The sequence below is a fragment of the Sorangiineae bacterium MSr11954 genome (assembly GCA_037157815.1).
In the GTDB taxonomy this organism is placed as follows: Bacteria; Myxococcota_A; Polyangia; order Polyangiales; family Polyangiaceae; genus Pendulispora; species Pendulispora albinea.
The window spans coordinates 9640172-9660749 of the sequence record CP089984.1; the positions used below are offsets into that span (position 1 = coordinate 9640172).

The window sequence follows — 20578 nt, forward strand, 5'->3', positions numbered from 1 at the left end:
GTCAGCGCCCTCGCCGCCCGCGCGAAGCAAGTCGGGCCTCGGCGCGACCGCGTCCTCGATCGACCGAGGCCTCGCCCGCCGGCTCCTGGGCCAGCCGCTGCGCGAGGAGTTGAATGGTCGGAAATCGAAAGGCCTCGGTCACCTTCAAATCGACCCCGATGGTCTGCCGGATCTTGTTGCAGATTTGAACGACGTGGACCGAGTTGGCGCCGAGCTCGAAGAAGTTCTCTTGGATGCTCGGCTCCCCCGCGGTGCGCAGCACCTCGCCCACGATCGCCGCGAGCGTGCGCTCCATCGCGCTGTCCGGCGCCACGTGCTTCACCGGTGCGGGTGAAACGGAGGTCGCCGACAGCGCCTTGCGATCGACCTTTCCATTCGCCGTGAGCGGCAGCGCGTCGCGCAGCACGATGGCCGGAACCATGTGCTTCGGGAGCTTCTGTTTCAGAAATTCCTCGAGCTCGTCGGCCAACGAGGGCGCCGTGGCCGGCGCGGCGTCGCACGGTGACGGGAGCTCGCGCACCTGCACCGGGTCGATGCCGCCGCCGAGCAGCACGTGGCACAGAACGTCGGCCGCCGCGAGATCGAAGAAGGGGCGGACGGCGGCGAGGTCCACGATCCCCAGCGGACAAAGTCCCACTCCGTGCGCGGGCGCCTCCAGCATGAGCTGCTGACCCATGTAGCCCGCCTCCAGCATGCAGAAGTCGCGCGACAGCTCACCGTACATCGGCGCGATGGCATCCATGTGACCGACGAGAAAGATGCCGAACGCCGCGCCGTCGAAGATGGCCCGATTCTGCGGCGCGTGCGCGTCGCGCGGGAACTGCACCTCGGCGCGAATGCGATGAAGGCGGTGCGCCTCCGGATCGTGGTAGTAAGCGCCGCCCGCGAGCCCCTCGACCCGCCCGGGCGCCACGTACACGTACGTCCTCACCGGGTACAGTCCTCCACCGGATGGATATCGGTACTTCGTGATTCCACCCTGGTCGATACCGGCTAGCACGCCGAGCAGCCGCGCGAGCTTCTCGCGCGCAACCGGCGCCGGCGAAAACCGACGATGACTCTGGCGCCACGCATACGCCGTGCGATCGACCCCGTCGCCTCCAGGAGAACCGAGGTCGATCGCGCTCTGACCGGGAACGAGCTTGCGAATGCCGGCGTGCCTCAACTTGAACTCGAGGCGCTCCACCGGATCCGTCAGGACGCCCTGCTGCGAGCTCGCGTACAAATTGCGCACCGCATTCGCGTTCTCGCCCGACGCCGCGTTCTCGCCCGACGCCGCGCTCTCACCCGACGCCGCGCCCCCGTGCAACGCCGCGCTCCCGTGCAACGCCACGCCCTCATCCGCATTCACATCGCCACCCGCCCGTTTCTCGGCCACGACATGCGCGATCAACTGCAGCCGATGGCGGCTCCCCGTGGCCACCACGACCGCAGAGCGAACCGCCGGGTGCTGCGCGAGGGCAGCCTCGATCTCGCCGAGCTCGATGCGGTGCCCTTGGATCTTGAGCTGAAAGTCCTCGCGGCCCAAAAATTCGATGTTCCCATCGGGCAGCCAGCGCCCCATATCGCCGCTGCGATAAAGGCGCTCGCCGGTGCGCGGGTGCACGATGAACTTCGCCGCCGTCTTCTCGGGATCGCGAAAGTAACCGCGCGCGAGCCCGCTGCCGGAGATATAGAGCTCGCCGGGCACCCACGTGGGCCGCGGCTCCAGCGCATCGTCCAAGACGTGGTAGCGCGCGTTCGCCAGCGGCTTGCCGTACGGAATGCTCGACCAACGGGGATCGACCTCGCCGACCACGTTCACGATGTCCCAAACGGTGGTCTCCGTGGGCCCCCCCGACGCCACGAACGTTGCCTTGGCAACGAGCGCACGAAGCCGGTCCGGCAATGTCACGGGGATCCAATCGCCGGCGAGGATCACCGTGCGCAGCGACGCGGGGCGCGGGGCGGCCGCGGTGTTCTCCAGGTGCTCCACGAGCATCTCGAGGAAGGCCGGCACAGAGTTCCAAAAGGTCACCCCCTCGCGCGCCGCCAAGTCGGCCCAGTGCGAAGGTTCTTTCACGAGCGCGGCGTCCGGGATCACCAAGGTCCCGCCCGCGGCCAAGATACCGAACACGTCGTAGACGGACAGATCGTGGTGCAGCGCCGAGAGCATGAGCGCCCGATCCTCGGGCCCCACCGAAAAGCGCCGGTTGATGTCGTGGACCCGATTTACCACGCTCCGGTGCTCGATCATGACGCCCTTGGGCTCCCCCGTGGACCCCGACGTGTAGAGCACGTACGCCAGGTGATCGGGGCGCGGCCACTCCCTGGGCGCAGGAAGATCGCCCGCGGGCGGAGGCGCCTCGTTCACCACCACCCGGCGCACTCCATCGGGCCAGGCGAGCGCGCGATCGAGGTGTCCTTGCGTGAGGGCGAGGGTCACCTCACCTTGCGCGAGCAAAGAGCGCAGCCGCTCGGCGGGCACCTCCGGATCGATGGGCAGATACGCGGCCCCCGCGCGGTGCGTACCCAGAACGGCCACCACCTGTTCCCACCCTTTCTCCATCACCACCGCCACCCGCGCATCCGGGCGCACCCCCAGCTCGGCGAGGCGCTTCCCCACATGCGCCGCGCGCGCCCGAAGCTCGCCATACGTGAGGCGCAGGTGCGTGGTGACGACTGCCATCGCATCGGGCTGCGCGGCCGCGCGCGCGTCGAAGAGCGCGGCGAGCGACGCGTGGGGATAGGGCACGTCGGTCGCGTTGATCGCGGCGCGTTGCGCGAGCTGCGAAGCAGGGGGGCCGACGAGCTGGGGCGACGTTCGGGTCCAGAGCGACGGATCGCGCGCGAGGCGCTCGATGCCGTCGCGGTAGGCCGCGAACATGTCGTCGAGCATCCCATCGGGGAAGAGGGCCTCGACCGCGTCCCAGTGGCAATGAAGCGCGCCCTCCTCTTCGAAGACTTGGCAGTCGAGCCACACTTGCGGCGTCTGCGAGAGCGCGAACACGGCCTCGCCGAGCGACTTCCACGTCGTCGCGGGCGGCGTGTAGCCCTGCGAGCCGAGGCTCAACATGCTGGTGAACACCACCGGCATCGCGCCCCCCACCGTGCCCTCGTACGCACGCGCGCGGCCGAGCTCGCGCAGCACCTCCACCCCGCTCACATAGCGGTACTCCAGATCCGTCCACAGGCGCTCCTGCACCGCGCGCGCGCGGGCTACGAACGAATCCGCCCCGCCATCGATGGCGCAAAGGATCATGGATGTAAAGTCGCCCAGGATGTCGTTCACCTGAGGGTGCAGCGGGAGGCGGTTGAAGAGGGTGACATTCACCGTGAAGCGCGGGCTCTTGCTCCAGACCGCGAGCACCTCGGCGAACACGGCCAGGAGCACCGCCGACGCGGTGAGCCCTTGCGACTTGGCGTGCGCGATCACCGCACCCCAGCGCTCGGCGGGGACGTGCGCCGTGCGGCGGACGAAGCGTGTCTTTTCGATGCTCGACGGGCTTTGCGCGAGCGGCAGATCGGGCGCGGGCGGCAAGTCCGCGATGCGCTTCTTCCAGTAGTCGAGGGAGCGCGCATAGATCGCGCTCTCGTGGAGCGCCCGCTCCGCCAGCACGTAGTCGCGGTACGAGAGGGTCAGGGGCGGCAGGGACGAGGGGGACGTGTAAGCCTGGATCCAATCCTGGTTCAGGATGAGCAGGCTCCCGCCGTCGATGTTGAGCAGATCGATGCTGGTGTGAATCCGGGTGCGTCCGCCGTCCGCGCCATCCAGCAGCGTCGCGTGGATCTCGAACGAGGGCCAGGTGTCGGCCGGAAAGACCTGGTGCGAGAGGCGCTCTCGGATGCCCGCGAGGGCCTCGTCGACGTCATGCCGGGGTTTGCCGCGAAGGTCGGTCGTTCGGATTTGGTACGGGGGCACCTCGGCGAGGATCTGCTGTTCGCCGCTCGGCAGCACCACGGCGCGGAGCATGTCGTGGCGAAGGACGACCTCCCGCCACGCGGCCCCGAGCCGCTCGAGATCGAGATCCACGGCGTCGATCTCGGAGTAGATGTGGATCGAGATGTCGCCCAGCGCAAAGCTCCCGCTGCGGCCGATCCAATACGCCTGTTGAATGTCGGTGAGCGGAAAGGGCTCGTGCCGGTGCGCGGGATCGGGCGCAATTTGCGGCAGCTCGAGGCTCGCCTTGCCGCTCGTGCGCTGGCGGTGAAGCTCGAGGATCTCGGCCTTGTAGCGGGCGAGCTGCTCGCGCAGCCCGGGGGTGAGCGAGCCCTTGGGCGCGCGGATATCGAGGTGCCCGGCCTCGGCGGAGATCTGGATGCCGCGCTGCGAGAGCTCGGAGAGAAGTTCGGTGAGGTTCATAGTCGGACGATCTCCATGTCTTCGGATGCGCCTTCGCCGGCCTTTTCCGCGGCGCCGTTCGGCTCGAGCTCGAGCACGAGGTCGAGCGCGTCCTCGGCGGCGAACCGCTCGAGGAGATCGGCGGCCAGCTCGGCGACGCTGGGCCCCGCGAGGAACTTCACCACGGGCAGCGCGACGCCGAGCTCGGCCTCGATGCGGTTCTTCAGCTCCATGGCCATGAGCGAGTCGATCCCCTTTCCCTTGAGCGGGTGCGCCACCTCGAGCTTGCTCGGCGCGACGCGGAGCGTGCGGGCGATCTGCTCGCGCAGGTGCGTTTCAATCAGCTCGCGCCTCGCGTCGATGCCGGACGCCGCGCGAACGGCTTCACGCAGCGCGGTCCTCGGCCGTGCGCCCGCCATGGCATCCGCTGCGCCCTCGCGCTCGGCGGCGAGCACCGCGAGGAGCGGGTGGTCGAGGACGCGGGGATCCTCGCGCCGGAGGCGGGCGAGATCGAGGGGCATCACGATGCGCTGCACGCCCTTGCCGTGCGCCTCTTCGAAGGCCTCCATGCCGCGCGACGGCGTGATGCTCGAGAACCCTTTGGACGCCAGCCGCGCACCTCGGTTCGAGCTCGCCGCGGCGAGCCCGACCTCCGCGAACGGTCCCCAGTCGAGGCTCTGCGCCGCGTAGCCGAGCGCGCGGCGGTGGTGCGCCAGCGCATCGAGGAAGGCGTTCGCCGCCGCGTAGTTGGCTTGACCCGGCGAGCCAAGGACGCCCGCCACCGAGGAGAAGGACACGAAAAAGTCGAGGGGCTGGTCGAGGGTGAGCACGTGGAGGTTCCACGCGCCGTCCGCCTTCGGCGCGGCCACGCGGCGCAGGCGCGCGGCGTCGAGCGTTCGAACGACGGCATCGTCGAGGACCGCCGCGGCGTGAACGACGCCGCGCAGCGGACGCGCCGGATCGCTCGAGGCGGCGAGGAAGCTCGCCAGCGCGCCGCGGTCGCTCACATCCACGCTCCCGACGATCGCGCGCACGCCTCGCGCCTCGAGCGCTGCGATGGCTGCTGCGGCCGCATCGGAGGGCGCGCTTCGACCCACGAGCAGCACGCGCTGGGCTCCGCGCGCGGCGAGCGACGCGGCGACGACCAGACCGAGACCGCCGAGGCCCCCCGTCACCAGGTAGGTGCCATCGGATCGCACGGCCCCTTGGAACGGGGCGATGGCGGTCGCGGGATCGCCCACCGTGAGCACGAGCTTTCCCGTGTGGCGGGCTTGCGCCATGTCCTGGAACGCGTCGGCCGCGCGGGTGATGGGGCGCGCGTTCGTGGGGAGCGGGCGCAGGGTGTCGGCCTCCATCCAGGCGACGATCTCCCGAAGCAGGTCGCCGCAGAGCGCGGGGCGCTCGAGGAACATGCGCGCGAGGTCGATGGCGGCGTACGTGAGGTTCTTCTGGAACGGGAGGAGACCGAGCTTGCTGTTGTCGTAGATGTCGCGCTTGCCGATCTCGAGGAAGCGGCCATATGGCGCGAGGCAGGCGAGGCTCGCGGGGACGGCCTCCCCCGCGAGGGAGTTGAGGACCACGTCGACCCCGCGCCCGCCCGTCGCCGCGCGCACGCCCTCCGCAAACGCGAGCGAGCGCGAATCGAAGACGTGCGCGGCGCCGAGGGTGCGCAGGTATTCGCGTTTTTCGTGGGTGCCGGCGGTCGCGAGGATTTCGGCGCCTGCGCAGCGGGCGAGGGCCATGGCGGCGAGGCCGGTGCCGCCCGAGGCCGAGTGAATGAGGACGCGCTCGCCCTTTCGAAGGCGCCCGACGACATTCAGCGCGTAGTGGGCCGTCAGGAAGGCCACGGGGAGGGCGGCGGCCTGCTCGAAGGTGAGGTGCTTGGGTTTGTGCGCCACCAGCTCCGCGCGGGTGGTGACATGGGAGGCAAAGGCGTTCGGCCCGATGGCGAGGACCTCGTCACCGATCCGAAACGCGGTCTCGCCTTCACCGACGGCCACGATGGTGCCCGCGAGCTCGCCGCCGAGCCGAACGCCGCCGGCGGGATCGAGGTCCGGTCGCATGCCCATGGCGCCGAGCACGTCGAGGAAGTTGAGGCCGGCCGCGTGGGTGCGGATTTCGACCTCGCCGGGGCCAGGCGGGCGCCGGCCCATCTCGCGCAGCTTCATGCGATCGAGCACGCCCGGGGCGTCGATCTCCAGGCGGTAGGCGCGGTGGCCGGCGGGGGTGAGCGGCTCGTCCTCGTGCACGGACGTTCCCGCGCGGGTAGGTGACGCCAGCGGCGGCGAAATGTCGCTCCGGACCAGACGCGCGGCGTAGCGTTTCCCGTCGCGCAGGGCGATCTCCGGCTCGCGATCCGAGGCGAGGAGCTCGCGTTCGAGCTGTTCGGACGCGTCGGCGCGCGGGTCGAGGTCGATGCAGGTGATCCGCAGCTCGGGGTGCTCGAGGCGCGCGGAGCGGCAAAAGCCCCAGACCGCCGCCTGTTCGATCGCGGTGGGCGCGATCGGGCCGGTGAGCGGGGTGCGCGCGGGGAGCGCGGTAGGTTCGTCGCCGGCGCTCTGGGCCCCGCGCGTGACGATGAACAGGCGCGTGGTCGTTCCGGCGAAGCGCTTCACCAGGTCGAGGACGCGCGCGGGTCCCAAGGCTTCCGCCGCGTGCAGCCAGGCGAGGCTCGCCCCGTCGGGTTTCGGGGCGTCCAGCGCGCCGAGGTAGACGACGTGATCGGGCGCGCCGTGCGCGTGGTGGAACGTGAGGTGCGCATCGGGCGCGATGCGCTCGACGGCGGCGCCGCGGGCTTCGAGCCGGGCCGCGAGGGTGCGGCCCACCCCGGTGCTGTCTTCGAGGATGGCCCACGTGCCGTGGATGGCGGGAGCTTGGTCCGCGGCGGGCGCCGGACGAAAGGCGAGCTCGTAGAACCATCGGCTCACATCGGAGCGCGAGCCGTCCAGGCGCTTGGCGGTGAGCCCGAGGACCTCGGCGACGAGGTGTCCCTCTTCGTCGTAGAGGCGCAAGTCGCCTCGAAACGTTGCGCTGTTCGGGTTCGTAGGGTCCACCGTCGCGTGGACCATGAGCGGTCCGCGCGCGCGGGCCGCCGAGCGCATGCGGGCGATGGCCACCGGCAGATAGGCATCGCCGTCGGCGACCAGCGCCGAAGGGGCGGCCGCGCCCAAGGTTTGGAAGCACGCGTCGAGAAGGGCCGGATGCAAGGTGAACGCCGAGGGATCGGCCGCAGGGGGAAGCTCGACTCGACCGAGCGCCTCGCCATCGCGGCGCGCGATTCGAGCGAGCCCCTGAAAGCTGGGGCCGTAGTCGAGGCCGCGCGCGCGCATGGCCTCGTAGTGCGCTTCGGTCGGCACGGTGTCGGTGCAACGTGCACGAATCGGATCCCACGATGCCGCGTGCGCAGGCTCCTCTCCGGGGCCGGCATCGAGACGGACGAGGCCCTTGGCGTGCACCGTCCATGTCTCGTCGGAGGTGGACGGCGACGATGACGCGGGCGCCACTTTGCTCGCGATTTGAAACGAGGCGAGGTGCCCGGCTTCGCGCGCGAGCACCAGCTGCACCCGCGCCGGGGCGCGCTCGGACACGAAGAGCGGGCGCACGAAGGCGACGTCGAGGAGCGTGGGGGTGCGCGCGCCGAATCCCTCGTCGGCCGCGGCAAGGACCATCTCGGCGTAGGCGGCCGCGGGCACGACCATGGCGCCTTCGACCCGATGATCCGAGAGCCACGGGAGCCGCTCCACGTCGAGGTCGATCTCCCAAAAGCGGGTGCCCGGGGCGGAGGACGACGAAAACGCGTCCCCCAAGAGCGGATGCGCCGAGGTGCCAAACGCGCGTGCGCTGGTGCCACCGTGACGTTTGCCGTCCTCCATCCAGTAGCGCTGGCGCTGCCATGGGTACGTTGGAAGGTCGACCACCTGGCCAGCCTTCGGGTGCTGGCGCGACCAGTCGATCGCGCTGCCCGCCGACCACAGCGCTCCCAACGTCCCCAGCATGCTCGCCCGCTCGGGCGTATGGCGCCTCAAGGTCGGCTGCACCGCCTTCGCTCCGCACGCCTCCACGTCCGTCGTCAGGATCGGGTGCGCGCTCACCTCCACGAACACCGTTCCCTCTTCCTCCTCCAGCTGCCGTCCCACCATCCTCGCCAACAGCACAGGCTCCCGCAGGTTGTCCCCCCAGTACTTCGCGTCCATCTCGCTCCCGTCGATCACCCGCCCCAGCAACGTCGAGTGGATCGCCACCGTTCCGGCCTTTGGCCGAATGCCGCGCAGCCGCTCCAAGAGCTCTCCGCGCAAGGGATCCATTTGTGCGCTGTGCGATGCGAAGTCCACGCGCACCCATCGCGCGAAAACTCCTCGCTCTCCCAGCTCTCTTAGAATTTCCTCCAGCGCTTCTTTCTCGCCCGACAACACCGTCGACCTCGGGCTATTCGACGCCGCGATCGATACGCGCTCTCCGTACTTCGCAATCGCGACTTTGGCCTCTGAAAGACTTAGCTCCGTGAGCGCCATTCCCCCGCGCCCCGCGGCGCGCGTCACCAACTTGCTTCGCTCGCAGATCACACGCGCCGCGTCCTCTAGGCTCAACGCGCCCGCCACGTACGCCGCCGCGACCTCCCCCATGCTGTGGCCCATCACCGCGTCCGGCTCCACGCCCCACGCTCGCCAGAGCGCCGTCAGCGATACCTGCATCGCAAACAGCATCGGTTGCACCCTGTCGATTCGCGTCAGGTGGTATTTTTCCTCGGGCGCGCCCAGCTCTTCGAGCAACGATCCATCCAGATACGGCCCCATCGCCTTGGCGCACGCCTCCAGCGCCTCGCGAAACACGGGCTCACGCGCACGAAGCTCTTGCCCCATCCCCACCCACTGCGAGCCTTGCCCCGGATACACGAACACCACCTTCGGCGCGCGCCCGCTCGCCACCGCCCACGCCACCCCCTCGCGCGCCTCCCCCGCTGCGAACGCACCCAACCGCTCCACCAGCTCTCCGCGCGTCGACGCCACCACCGCCAGACGATGCTCGTGCACCGCACGACGACGCGATGCCGTGTACGCCACATCGCTTAGTGCTACGCCCGCGCCCATCGCAGCGTCCGCGCCTGCACCCGCATCCGCATCCGCATCCGCGCCCCGCGCAAGCCACTCCCCCCACGACCTCGCACGCGCGCGCAGCGCATCCGCCGTCTTCGCCGACACGGGCACCAACCACGCACGCTCTTCGCCCTCGGCGCTCGCCAAGACCGGCCCAGCCAACGCCGGCCGCGCCGCCGCTTCCTCCACCACGATATGCGCATTGGTCCCGCTCAAGCCAAACGAGCTCACGCCACCGATGCGCGTCTTCCCGAGCGCCACGTCCCACGGCGCGCTGGAGGTCGGAATTTCGATCGGCAAATCGCGGAACGCGACGTGCTCGCTCCGATTCTTCAAGTGCAGATGCGCGGGGATCGTCTTGTGGTGCAACGACAGGATCAACTTGATGAGCCCCGAGATCCCGGCCGCACCCTCCAAGTGCCCGAAGTTCGTCTTGACCGACCCCACGCGCAAACGCCGGGCCTCATCGCGACCCTCGCCCAGCACGGCCCAGAGCGCACGCAGCTCGATGGGATCGCCGAGCTCGGTGCCCGTACCATGGGCCTCCACGTAGCTCACGTCGGCCGGCGGCACGCGGGCGTCCGCGAGGGCGCGCCGGATCACGTCTTTTTGCGCGCGCCCATTTGGGACGGTGAGGCCGGCGGACGGACCGTCGTGGTTCGAGGCCGTCCCTCGGATCACGGCGAGCACGCGATCCCCTGCGGCCTCGGCGTCCGAGAGGCGCTTGAGGACGATCATCCCGCACCCCTCGCCGCGCCCGTAGCCGTCGGCGGCGGCGTCGAAGGTTTTGCAGCGGCCATCCGGCGCGAGCGCGCGCAGACGGCACATGATCATGGTCGGCTCGGGCGCGAGCATCAAGTTCACGCCCCCCGCGATGGCCAGGCTCGACTCCCCGCTGCGCAGGCTTCGGCAAGCGAGGTGCACGCCCACGAGCGAGGACGAGCACGCGGTATCGAGGACGATGCTTTGCCCCTGCAACCCCAGCGCGTGCGAAAGACGGCCCGCGAGGAAGCTCCACGCGTAGCCCGTTCCCGTGTACGGGTCGATGCGCTTGGGGTTGTCCTTCTTGATCTGGAGGTACGAATAGTCGTTCCCCATGACGCCGATGAAGACGCTCGCGGGGGTGTTGGCCAGCGCCGCAGGGTCTTGCCCGGCGTGCTCCAGGGCCTCGGACGCGACCTCGAGCACCAGCCGCTGCTGCGGATCGAGGGCGGCCGCTTCGCGCGGCGAGATGCCGAAGTAGCTGGCGTCGAACTTGTCGACGTCGTCGATGAAGCCCGCTTGCCGGACGTAGATTTTGCCGGCGGCGTCCGGATCCGGATCGTAATAGTCGGCGTGGTTCCAGCGGCTCTCGGGGACGTCGACCATGGCGTCGATGCCCTGCTCGAGCAGATGCCAGAACGCGTCGGGGCCGTTCGAGCGCCCGGGGAATCGGCAGCCAATCCCGATCACCGCGATGGGCTCCGCCTTCGCTCGCTCCACGGCTTCGACCTTTGCGCGAAGCTTCTTGATCGCGACCAGAGCCTCCTTGAGGCGCGCTTGGTTGTCGTGGTCCTGGCCGTCCTGGTTCATGGTTCCTCGAGCAGGGTTCGAATCTCGGAGAGCTCTCCATCGAGCAGGTCGAAGAGCTCCTTGCCGGACAATCCGTCGAGCTCCGTCTCCTGGGTGGCGTTCGGCGCGTTCGTACCGCTCTTCGCCTGTGCGTCCGGATCGCGTTCGTCCGCGAAGGCGCTGTCGAGCAGGAAGTCGGAGAGCGCTTCGACCGTGGGGTGCTCGAACACCAACGTGGGGGGTAGCGGAACGCCCACCGCGTTCTGCAGGCGGTTGCGCAGCTCGACGGCCATGAGCGAGTCCAGCCCCGCGTCGAAGAGGGCCTTTTTGCGATCGAGCCCGCCCTTCGCCTCCACGCCGAGGATCGCCGCGCTCCAGCGGCCCACCTGCTCGATGAGGAGCTCGCGGCGCTTCTTGGCGGGCGCCTTTCGAATTCGAGCGGCCAGATCGCTCGGGTCGGGCGCCGCGGGCTCGGTGCGGCGAACCTCGCGCACGAGCTCCTGGAACAAGCTCGGCTCGGTGCCCGGCGCGAACTTTTCGAACAGCTTGCCCCACCGCGCGAACAGGACGCCGATCTGTGCGGTGTCGCGACCGAGGATGCTCGCGAGCGCGGCCAGGCCTTGCTCGGGCGGGATCGGGTCGACACCGAAGTCCGTCCAGCGGCGGCGGAGCGGATCGGCGGCCATCCCCACGTCGGCCCACGGGCCCCAGTTCACGCTCACGGCCGGGAGCCCGCGCGCGCGGCGATGATGCGCGAGCGCGTCCATGAAGGCGTTGGCGGCGGCGTAGTTTCCTTGGCCGGCCGAACCGAACAAGGAGGCCGCGGAGGAGAAGAGGACGAAGAAGTCGAGCGGGCAATCGGCGGTGAGCTCGTGAAGGTTCCACGCGCCCTCGATCTTGGCGGCGAGCGCGGGCTCGAACTTCTCCCACGGTTGCTCGGCGAGGAGGCCGTCGGCGAGGACGCCGGCCGCGTGAATCACGCCGCGCAACGGAGGGCCGGATTGGAGGTCGGCCAGCACGCGCGCAAGCTCGTCGCGGCGCGCAACGTCGGCCTGCACGACGCGCACGTGGGGCTCGAGCTCCGCCAGGCCCCGCAGCGCTTCGGGGCCGGGGGCGCTCCGGCCGAGGAGCACGACGTTTCGCGCGCCGCGTGCCACGAGCCAGCGCGCGACCTCGCGGCCGAGGGCCCCGAGCCCGCCGGTCACCAGATACGAGGCGTCGGCGCGGATCGCGGGCGCGTGACCGGAGTCCTTCGTGCGGGTCCGCCCGAGGCGCGCGACATGCCATTGGCCACCACGGCGCGCGAAGTGGTCCTCCGAGGGCTGCGCCGGTGCGGCGGTGATGCGATCGACGACGAGCTTCGCCTCGGCGTCCGCGGGCTCGGCGTTCGGATCGAGATCGATCAGGCCGCCCCAGATCTCCGGGTGCTCGACCATGATGACCTTTCCGAGGCCCCAAAGCGGTGCAGCCGTCGGATCGACCGCGCCGCCGCCCACGGCCTGCGCGCCCCGCGTCACGATCCAGAGCCGCGGTTTGCGCGCGCCGCCCGAGCTCACGAGCTCTTGGATTCGAGGGAGCACGCTGGCCAGGAGCGCGCGCGGGGTCGCGTCGGGATCGAGGGCGCCGAGGTGGACGATGCCTGCGCGCTCGTCGCCTTCGCGTGCGGCGGGCAAGAGGCGCGCGATGGCTTCGGCGCCGCGGCCCACGATGGTCCATCCGCGCGAGCGGTCGCCGGCGGCGGGCGGGGGTTCGTACGGGCGCCACTCCAGATCGTAGAGGGCGTCGCTCTTTCCCTCGGAGGCCGCGCGGACGCGCATCAAGGCTTCGCGCCGGGCGCGTTTGAAGACGAGGCGGGGGGCGTGGGCGACGACGGCGCCCGACGCGTCGAAGAGTCGGAACTCGCCGCGTGCGGTCTCGCTCTTGCCGGTGATTTCGTCCTCGACGGTGACGTGGCACCACATGCGATGGCCGAGCACCCCATAGAAGCGCAAGCTCGAGAGATCGAAGGGCACCCAGCCGTCGACCGCGTCCTCGGTGCGCGCGCCGTAGCGGGTGGCGACATAGAGTTGAAACCCGGCGTCGAGCATGCTCGGGTAGATGCGGTAGGCGTCGGCCTCGGAGAAGGGCACCGCCTCGGGCAGATCCATCGCGCAGAGGGCCTCGCGATCGCGGCGCCACGCCTTGGTGATGTTGAGGAACGTCGGACCGAAGGTGAATGCGCCCTTGGGTGCCACCAGCCGATAAAAGTCCTCGCCCGAGATCTCTTCGATGCAGCGCGCGCGAACCTCCTCGAAGCTCGGCGCGAAGGCCGACGGGGGCGGGGCCTCGTCCGTCACCCGAACGCGCCCCGACAAGTGCCGATGCCAAGCCGAGGGATCCGACGCGTCGCCTTCTTTGCAGCTCCAGATCTGAAACGGCGCCGCGCCCTTGCCGTCGGGCGTCAGGATCGTATGAACCGTTCGATACCCTTGGTCGGGGAGGATGAACGCCTCCTGGATGACCATCTCGTCGAACACCACGGTGCCCGCCCCCAGAACCTTGGTCGCCGCGTCGATGATCATCGAGGCTTCGGTCGGCCCCGAGACGACGGCGAGCCCCTGCACGCGGTGGTCGTCGAGGAGCCGCGGAGCGTCTACGCCGAGGCGGGCCTCGAAGAGGACGTCTTTGATCCCCGGCGAGCGGATGCGCCGGCCGAGGAGCGGGTGCTCGCCCTCGATCCTCGCGGGGGCGGGACCTTTGCCGAGCCCCTCGACCCAATGCCGTTTTCGCTGGAACGGATAACTGGGAAGCGGCACCCGCCGCCGCGGCGCATCGCCGGCACCATCATGCACGGCGCGCCAATCGGGCTCGAGGCCCGCGACGTGCAACGCGCCCAGCGCCTCGAGCATGTGCCGCCGGTCGTCGTGCCCTTTGCGCAGCGAGGGGACCCAGACGCCATGGCCAGTGGGGAGGCAGCCCCGGCCCATGCCGAGCAAGGTCGGCTTCGGTCCGATCTCGACGAAGACGTTCGTGCCTTGCGCGTGCAAGGTGCGCATTCCGTCGGCAAAGCGCACGGGCTCGCGCACATGGCGGCGCCAGTACGCGGCGTTCGTGGGATCCGCGTCGGCCGTGCCCGTGAGGTTCGATACGAAGCCGATGCGCGGCGGCGCGTACCGAAGCTCGGAGGCGATGGCCTCGAAGGCGTCGAGCATCGGATCCATGAGCGGCGAGTGGAAGGCGTGCGAAACGTCGAGCCGGCGCGTTTTGCGGCCGCGCGCGGCGAGGGACTCGGTGATGGCTTCGACGGCGGACGAGGCGCCCGAGATCACCGCCTCGCGCTCGCCGTTCCAAGCAGCGACCGCGACGTGGGCGGCGTGCGGCTCCAAGAGCTCGCGCAGCTCCGGCTCATCGGCGAATACGGCGGCCATGGCGCCGCCGCTCGGGAGTGCCTGCATGAGACGGCCGCGGGCGGCCACGAGGGTCAGGGCGTCCTCGAACGAGAGGACGCCGGCCACGCACGCGGCCACGTACTCGCCCACGCTGTGGCCCATGACGACGTGCGGGGTGATGCCCCACGATCGCCATAGCTCCGTGAGCGCCCACTCGAGGGCGAACAGGGCGGGCTGCGTGTACGCGGTTCGATCGAGAACGGGGTGGCCGGATCCGTTTGCGTCGGCGACGCCGAAGATCACGTCGAGGAGGGGGCGGTCGAGGTGCGGGCGGCCGATGTTCGGGGGTTGGCGGTGCGGGGGCTCGCGGTGCGGGGATGCGTGGTGCGGGGGCTCGCGGTGCGGGGGCTCGCGGTGCGGGGGCTCGCGGTGCGACGTGAGGAATGCCGCTGCGCGGTCGAGCGCGGCGCGGAAGACTGGCTCGGTGTCGTACAGGTGCTTCCCCATGCCGGGGTATTGCGATCCTTGTCCGGTGTAGAGGAAGGCGACGCGGCACTCGCCAAACGCCTGGGCGATGGGGCGCTCGGCGAGAAGGCGCGCAGCATCGGCCGAGGCGGAGGCGACCACCGCGAGGCGGTACGACTGCGGCGCGCGGCCGGTGTTTGCGCTGAAGCAGACGTCGCGCCACGCTTCGTCCGGTGTGTGAGCGAGCGCTTCGGCGTAGCTCGCCGCGAGCTCGCGCAGCGCGTCCTCGCCCTTTGCGGAGAGCGCCAGCACCGAGGCGTCCCGTGAAGGTGCGTTCGCGTGCACCCCTGGGCGCACCGCCCGAGGCGGCGACGGATTCATGGATTGCGAATATGCATTCCGTAAATTTTCAGCGTGCAAATTCGCAGGTGGCCCTTCGAGGATCGCATGGGCGTTGGTGCCGATGAAGCCGAAGGAGCTGAGCCCCGCAAACCGCGGCGCGGAGGCGGGCCAGGGCACGGGGGCCGTCGGGATGGTCACCGGCAGCGTCCCCCACGGGATCTGCGGGTTCGGCGTTTGGAAGTGAATTTGTGGAGGGAACGTCTCGTGCTCGAACGCCAGCACGAGCTTCAAGAGCCCCGCCATGCCGGCCGCCGCCTCGAGGTGCCCCACGTTCGCCTTCACCGACCCGACGACGAGCGGCTCCTTGCGACCTTCGCCGAGCACGGCGCCGAGCGCGCGAAGCTCGATGGGATCGCCCAGCGGGGTGCCGGTGCCGTGGGCCTCGACCACCTGCACGGCCTCGGGCGCGACGCGCGCGTCGGCGAGCGCCTCGCGGATGACCGCTTCTTGCGCGGTGCCATTTGGCGCGGTGAACCCCACGCTCTTTCCGTCCTGATTCACGGCGGTGCCGCGCACGATGGCGAGGATCCGGTCGCCCGCCGCGAGGGCGTCGGACAGGCGCTTGAGCACGACGACGCCGCAGCCCTCGCTCCGCACATAGCCATCGGCGGCGGCGTCGAACGTCTTGCAGCGTCCATCTTTCGCCATCATGTTGGCGCGCGAGAGGTTCACGTTGGTCTCGGGCATCAAGACGAGGCTGACCCCGCCCGCGAGCGCCACGGAGGTCTCCCCCGCGCGAAGGCTGCGGCACGCGAGGTGAAGCGCGACCAGCGACGACGAGCACGCCGTATCGATGGCCACCGCCGGGCCCTGCAAGCCGAGGACGTACGCCACCCGCCCCGCCGCGGCCGAGAGCGCGCTGCCCGCGGCAAAGTACGCGTCGATCTGGGTCGGATCGCCGGCCTTGAGCTGCAGCTGCGCATAGTCGTTGCCGCTGATGCCGACGAACACCCCCGTGCGCGTTCCCGACAGGCGGTGTGCGGCGAGCCCCGCGTGCTCCAGCGCGTGCCACGACACCTCCAGCAGGATGCGGTGCTGCGGGTCCATCTTGACCGCCTCGCGCGGCGCGATCCCAAAGAAGTCCGCATCGAACCGGTCGATGCCATCGATGAAGCCGCCCCAGCGCGTGTACATCTTGCCTGGCGCCGCCGGATCGGGATCGAAGAAGGCGTCGATGTTCCAGCGATCCTTCGGCACCTCGCGAATGGCGTCGACGCCGCCTTGCAGCAACCGCCAGAAGGCGTCGAGATCGGGCGCCCCCGGAAATCGGCACGCCGCGCCGACGATGGCAATCGCCTCCTCGGCGCTCGGGCGCTCGGCGTGGTTCGGTGCAGCCGCGGTGGCCGGGGCGCCGCGGAGGTGCGCGGCGAGGGCGGTCGCCAAGGTGTGCACGTTGGGTGCGTCGAAGATCAGGGTCGTGGGAAGCGGCACGGCGGAGCCCACCGCCGCTTGGAGCCGATTGCGGAGCTCCACGGCCATGAGCGAGTCGAGGCCCATGTCGAAGAGGCCGCGGTGCGGTTCCACCGCGTCGCTCGAGCTCAACGCGAGGACGCGCTGCACCTCACGCCGTACGTGCTCGCGAACCAGCGCTTCCCGTTCGCCCGCGGGCGCAGCCTCGAAGCGACGGAGAAGGTCGGCCTTTGCGCCCGTCGCGCGCGCGGGCATGTCGGCCGGCGACTCCGCTTTGGGGAGGACGTCGTCCAAAAGGGCGGGCGCTGCGCCCGTGAAGCCGGTCGCATATTTGGGCCAGTCGATCGGCAGGATCCCGATCTCGGTGGAGCCTTGCGCCAACAGGCGCCCCAGGAGGGCGACGGCGCGCTCGGGCTCGATGCGCGCGATGCCGCGGGCCGCCCATCGTTTGTCGGCGCGGGGATCGCCGGCGGCCATGCCGCTTCCGGCCCACGGTCCAAAGTGCAGGCATGTCGCCGCGAGGCCTTGCTCCCGGCGATGGCGGGCGAGCGCCGCGAGGAAGGCGTTGGCGGCCGCATAGCTCCCCTGCCCCGCCGATCCGAGCATGGCGGACGCCGACGAGAAGAGCGCGAAGAAGTCGAGCGCATGGTGACGGGCGGCCGTGTGCAGGTTCCACGCGCCGCGCACCTTGGGGGCGAGGACCGAGGCCAGCCTGGTGCGATCGATCGCGAGGAGGACGCCGTCATCGAGGACGCCCGCCGCATGGATCACGCCGCGAAGCTTGGGCATGTCGGCGAGTTGGTCGAAGAGCTTCGCCACGTCGTCTCGGCGCGCGACGTCGGCGGCCACGACGAGGACTCGGGCGCCTTGCTCTTCCAGCGCGCGGATCGAGGAAGCCGCCGCTTCGCCGGGGGGCCGGCGACCCACCAGTACGATGTGGCGCGCGCCGCCTCGAACGAGCCACGCTGCGACGTGCAAACCAAGGGCGCCCGAACCGCCGGTGATGAGATACGTCGCATCGGCGTGTAGCGCGACGGGCTCCGCGGACGCGGTTCGCGTGACCACCCGCGCCTCGAGCCGGCGCCCTTCGCGAAATGCCACCTCGAGGTCGGCCTCGCGCGACGCGAGCAGCTCGGCGCCGAGCTCGCGCGCTTCGTCCTCCGGGCGGGACGGATCGAGATCGATGAGGCCTCCCCATTGGGCGGGGTGCTCGAGCGCCGCCACACGTCCCAAGCCACGCAAGGGGCTTGCAACCAACGAAGCTCCGCGGGTCACCAACCAAATCCGGCCCCCGCCACGGCGCGCAACGGCTTGCACGGCGTCGAGCGCGCTCCCCAGCACCAACTCGACCCGCCCCGGCAAATCCGCGTCCACACCTTCGTCCCGCACCGAAACATTCGCCTCGGCCCCTTCGACCCGCACCGGCACGTCCCCCTCGGCACCTTCGGCCCGCACCGGCATGTCCGCCTCGGCGCCTTCAGCCCGCGCCGGCACGTTAGCCTCGGCATCTTCGGCCCCCACCGGCACGGCCGCGCCTTCGGCCCGCACCGGCATGTCCGCCTCGGCGCCTTCAGCCCGCACCGAAACATTCGCCTCGGCCCGCACCGGCACAGCCGCGCCTTCGGCCCGCACCGGCATGTCCGCCTCGGCGCCTTCAGCCCGCGCCGGCACGTTAGCCTCGGCATCTTCGGCCCGCACCGGCACGGCCGCGCTTTCGGCCCGCACCGGCATGTCCGCCTCGGCGCCTTCAGCCCGCACCGGCACGTTAGCCTCGGCATCTTCGGCCCGCGCCGGCACGTCCACCTCGGCGCCTTCAGCCCGCGCCGGCACGTCCACCCCGGCGCCTTCAGCCCGTACCGGCACGTCCGCCTCGGCACCTTCGGCCCGCGCCGGCACCGCCGCGCCTTCGGCCCGCGCCGGCATGTTCGCCTCGACGACCTCGCCGGTTGCGCAAAGCAGTACTACGCCGTCGTAGGCGATCGGTTCGCCTGTTGCTGAAGCAACAAAATTCGACAAATCGACGGAGTCGACCTTGACGCCCTTCGCTGCGAGCTCCGCCCGCAAGGCTCCGCCGAGCGCCGCGTCTCCGCCGTCGAGAACGAGCCAGCGGCCAGCCGGAGATTGCTCCCCGCGCGAGGCCGGGCGCGAAACGGGGCGCCATTCGACGCCGTAGAGCGGCTCACGCGCGCCCGCGGTCCGCGGCGACGCCGTCGCCTCGCGCGACGTCTTTCGCTCGACCCAGTACCGCTCCCGACGAAACGGATACGTCGGCAACGCCACGCGCGCTCGCCCCGTGTGCATCCGCTCGAAGCGCGGGGTGACGCCGTGGACGTAAAGGTCGGCCACGCTCGCGAGAATTTGCGACCAATCGTCGACACCCTTTCGCAACGAGGGAACGAACACGACGCCGCTCGGATCACGCGAGCGCAACGAGCGGATCGCGAGGGCCGACAGGGTCGGGCGCGGCCCGATCTCGAGAAACACCTGCGCGCGCGCCTCGACCGCGGCCACGCCATCCATGAAGCACACGGGCTCCCGCGCGTGGCGGCGCCAATATGCGGGGGTGAAGCCCGCGAGCGGCTCGCCCGTCAGGTTCGAAACGATCTCGATCCCCGCCGGTGCATGATGGATGCGCGACGCCGCCGCCTCGAGCGCATCCAACGCGGGCGTCATGCGCTCCGAGTGAAACGCGTGCGACACCACGAGCTCCTGCGTCTTTCGCCCCTCCGCGCGCAACCTCTCTGCCACCGCACGAACGGCGTCGAGGTCACCCGAGAACACGGTATCTTCCGGACCGTTCAACGCCGCCACGGAGACGGCGGCCCCCGCGCCGGTCGCGGCCATCGCAGCGCGCACGGTCGCCTCGTCCGCTTGCACGGAGATCATCGCGCCCCCGGCCGGCAGCGCGTGCATCGAGCGCCCCCGCTCGGCGGCCAGACGAAGCGCGTCCTCCAAGGTGAGCACGCCCGCGACGCACGCTGCGGCCAGCTCGCCCACGCTATGCCCCAGCACGATGGCGGGCTCGATGCCCCAGCTTCGCCACATGGCCGCCAGCGCTACCTCGAGCGCCACGAGCGCCGGCTGCGTGTAGCGCGTTTGATCGAGCAGCGCCGCGTGCTCGGTGCCCGGCTCCGCATGGATCACGGAGAGCAGCGGCGGATCGAGCTCGCCGCTCAGGACCGAATCGCAGCGGAGCATCGTTTCGCGGTAGACCGGCTCGACGTCGAAGAGCCGGCGCCCCATGCCGGCGTACTGCGAACCTTGGCCCGTAAAGAGAAACGCCACCGGCGGTGGGTCGGCCTGCGCCATCTCGCCAAAGCGAACGGCGGCGTTCGCGCCATCGCGGCCATCCCGCGCCGCATGCGCCAGCTTGTCGGCCAGCTCCGCGTTCGATCGGGCCACGATCGCCATGCGCGACCCAAAGTGCGCGCGCCCCACGCCGGCCGTCGCGCAGGCATCCGCGAACGATGGCGCCGCGTCGCCGACGAGCACCTCCGCGTGCCGCCGCGCAAGCTCGCGGAGCTCTTCGTCCGAACGCGCCGACAGCGGAAACACCTGCGCCGTCGAATCCTCCCCTGCGAGGCTCGCCACCACGCCGCTCGTCGACGCGACACTCCCCACCACGTCGCTCGCCGCCGCGACACTCCCCGCCACGCCGCTCGCCGCCGCGACACTCCCCACCACGCCGCTCGCTGCGACACTCGCCGCCACTCCGCTCGCTGACGCGACACCCGCCGCCACTCCGCTCGCCGACGCGACACCCGCCGCCACTCCGCTCGCCACCACGCCGCTCGCTGCGACACTCGCCGCCACTCCGCTCGCCGACGCGACACTCGCCGCCGCGACACCCGCCGCCACTCCGCTCGCCGACGCGACACCCGCCGCCACTCCGCTCGCCGCCGCGACACTCGCCGCCACGCCGTTCGTCGCTGCGACACCCGCCGCAACGCAGCTCGCCGCCGCGACAC

At 70.7% G+C, this 20578-nt stretch carries 3 protein-coding genes; all 3 read right to left on the reverse strand.

The genetic code is table 11. The annotated features are described in order from the left end of the window. Window position 1: 1 nt before the first annotated feature. From LZC94_37695 to LZC94_37705, 3 genes are read right to left on the reverse strand one after another with little or no spacing between them, the layout of a single operon-like run. The gene (locus LZC94_37695) at window positions 2-4342 is read right to left on the reverse strand and encodes an amino acid adenylation domain-containing protein (protein WXB13562.1); all 4341 of its coding nucleotides are present in this window, start codon (window positions 4340-4342) and stop codon (window positions 2-4) included. Next, on the reverse strand, window positions 4339-10986 hold the full coding sequence (locus LZC94_37700) for a type I polyketide synthase (protein ID WXB13563.1): 6648 nt from the start codon (window positions 10984-10986) through the stop codon (window positions 4339-4341). Before LZC94_37700 ends, LZC94_37695 begins: the two co-directional genes overlap by 4 nt. Beyond that, window positions 10983-19853 carry an SDR family NAD(P)-dependent oxidoreductase gene (locus LZC94_37705; GenBank protein ID WXB20299.1) on the reverse strand — a complete coding sequence of 2957 codons (8871 nt, stop codon included), beginning with the start codon at window positions 19851-19853 and terminating at the stop codon, window positions 10983-10985. The genes LZC94_37700 and LZC94_37705 overlap by 4 nt, the downstream gene beginning before the upstream one ends. Window positions 19854-20578: the final 725 nt, after the last annotated feature.

Excerpts from the sequence above, each read along its gene's own strand:
- LZC94_37695 (WXB13562.1), bottom strand. The coding sequence starts at position 4,342 with ATGAACCTCACCGAACTTCTCTCCGAGCTCTCGCAGCGCGGCATCCAG.
- LZC94_37700 (WXB13563.1), bottom strand. The coding sequence starts at position 10,986 with ATGAACCAGGACGGCCAGGACCACGACAACCAAGCGCGCCTCAAGGAG.
- LZC94_37705 (WXB20299.1), bottom strand. The coding sequence starts at position 19,853 with ATGGGGCGCCGGCTCTTCGACGTCGAGCCGGTCTACCGCGAAACGATG.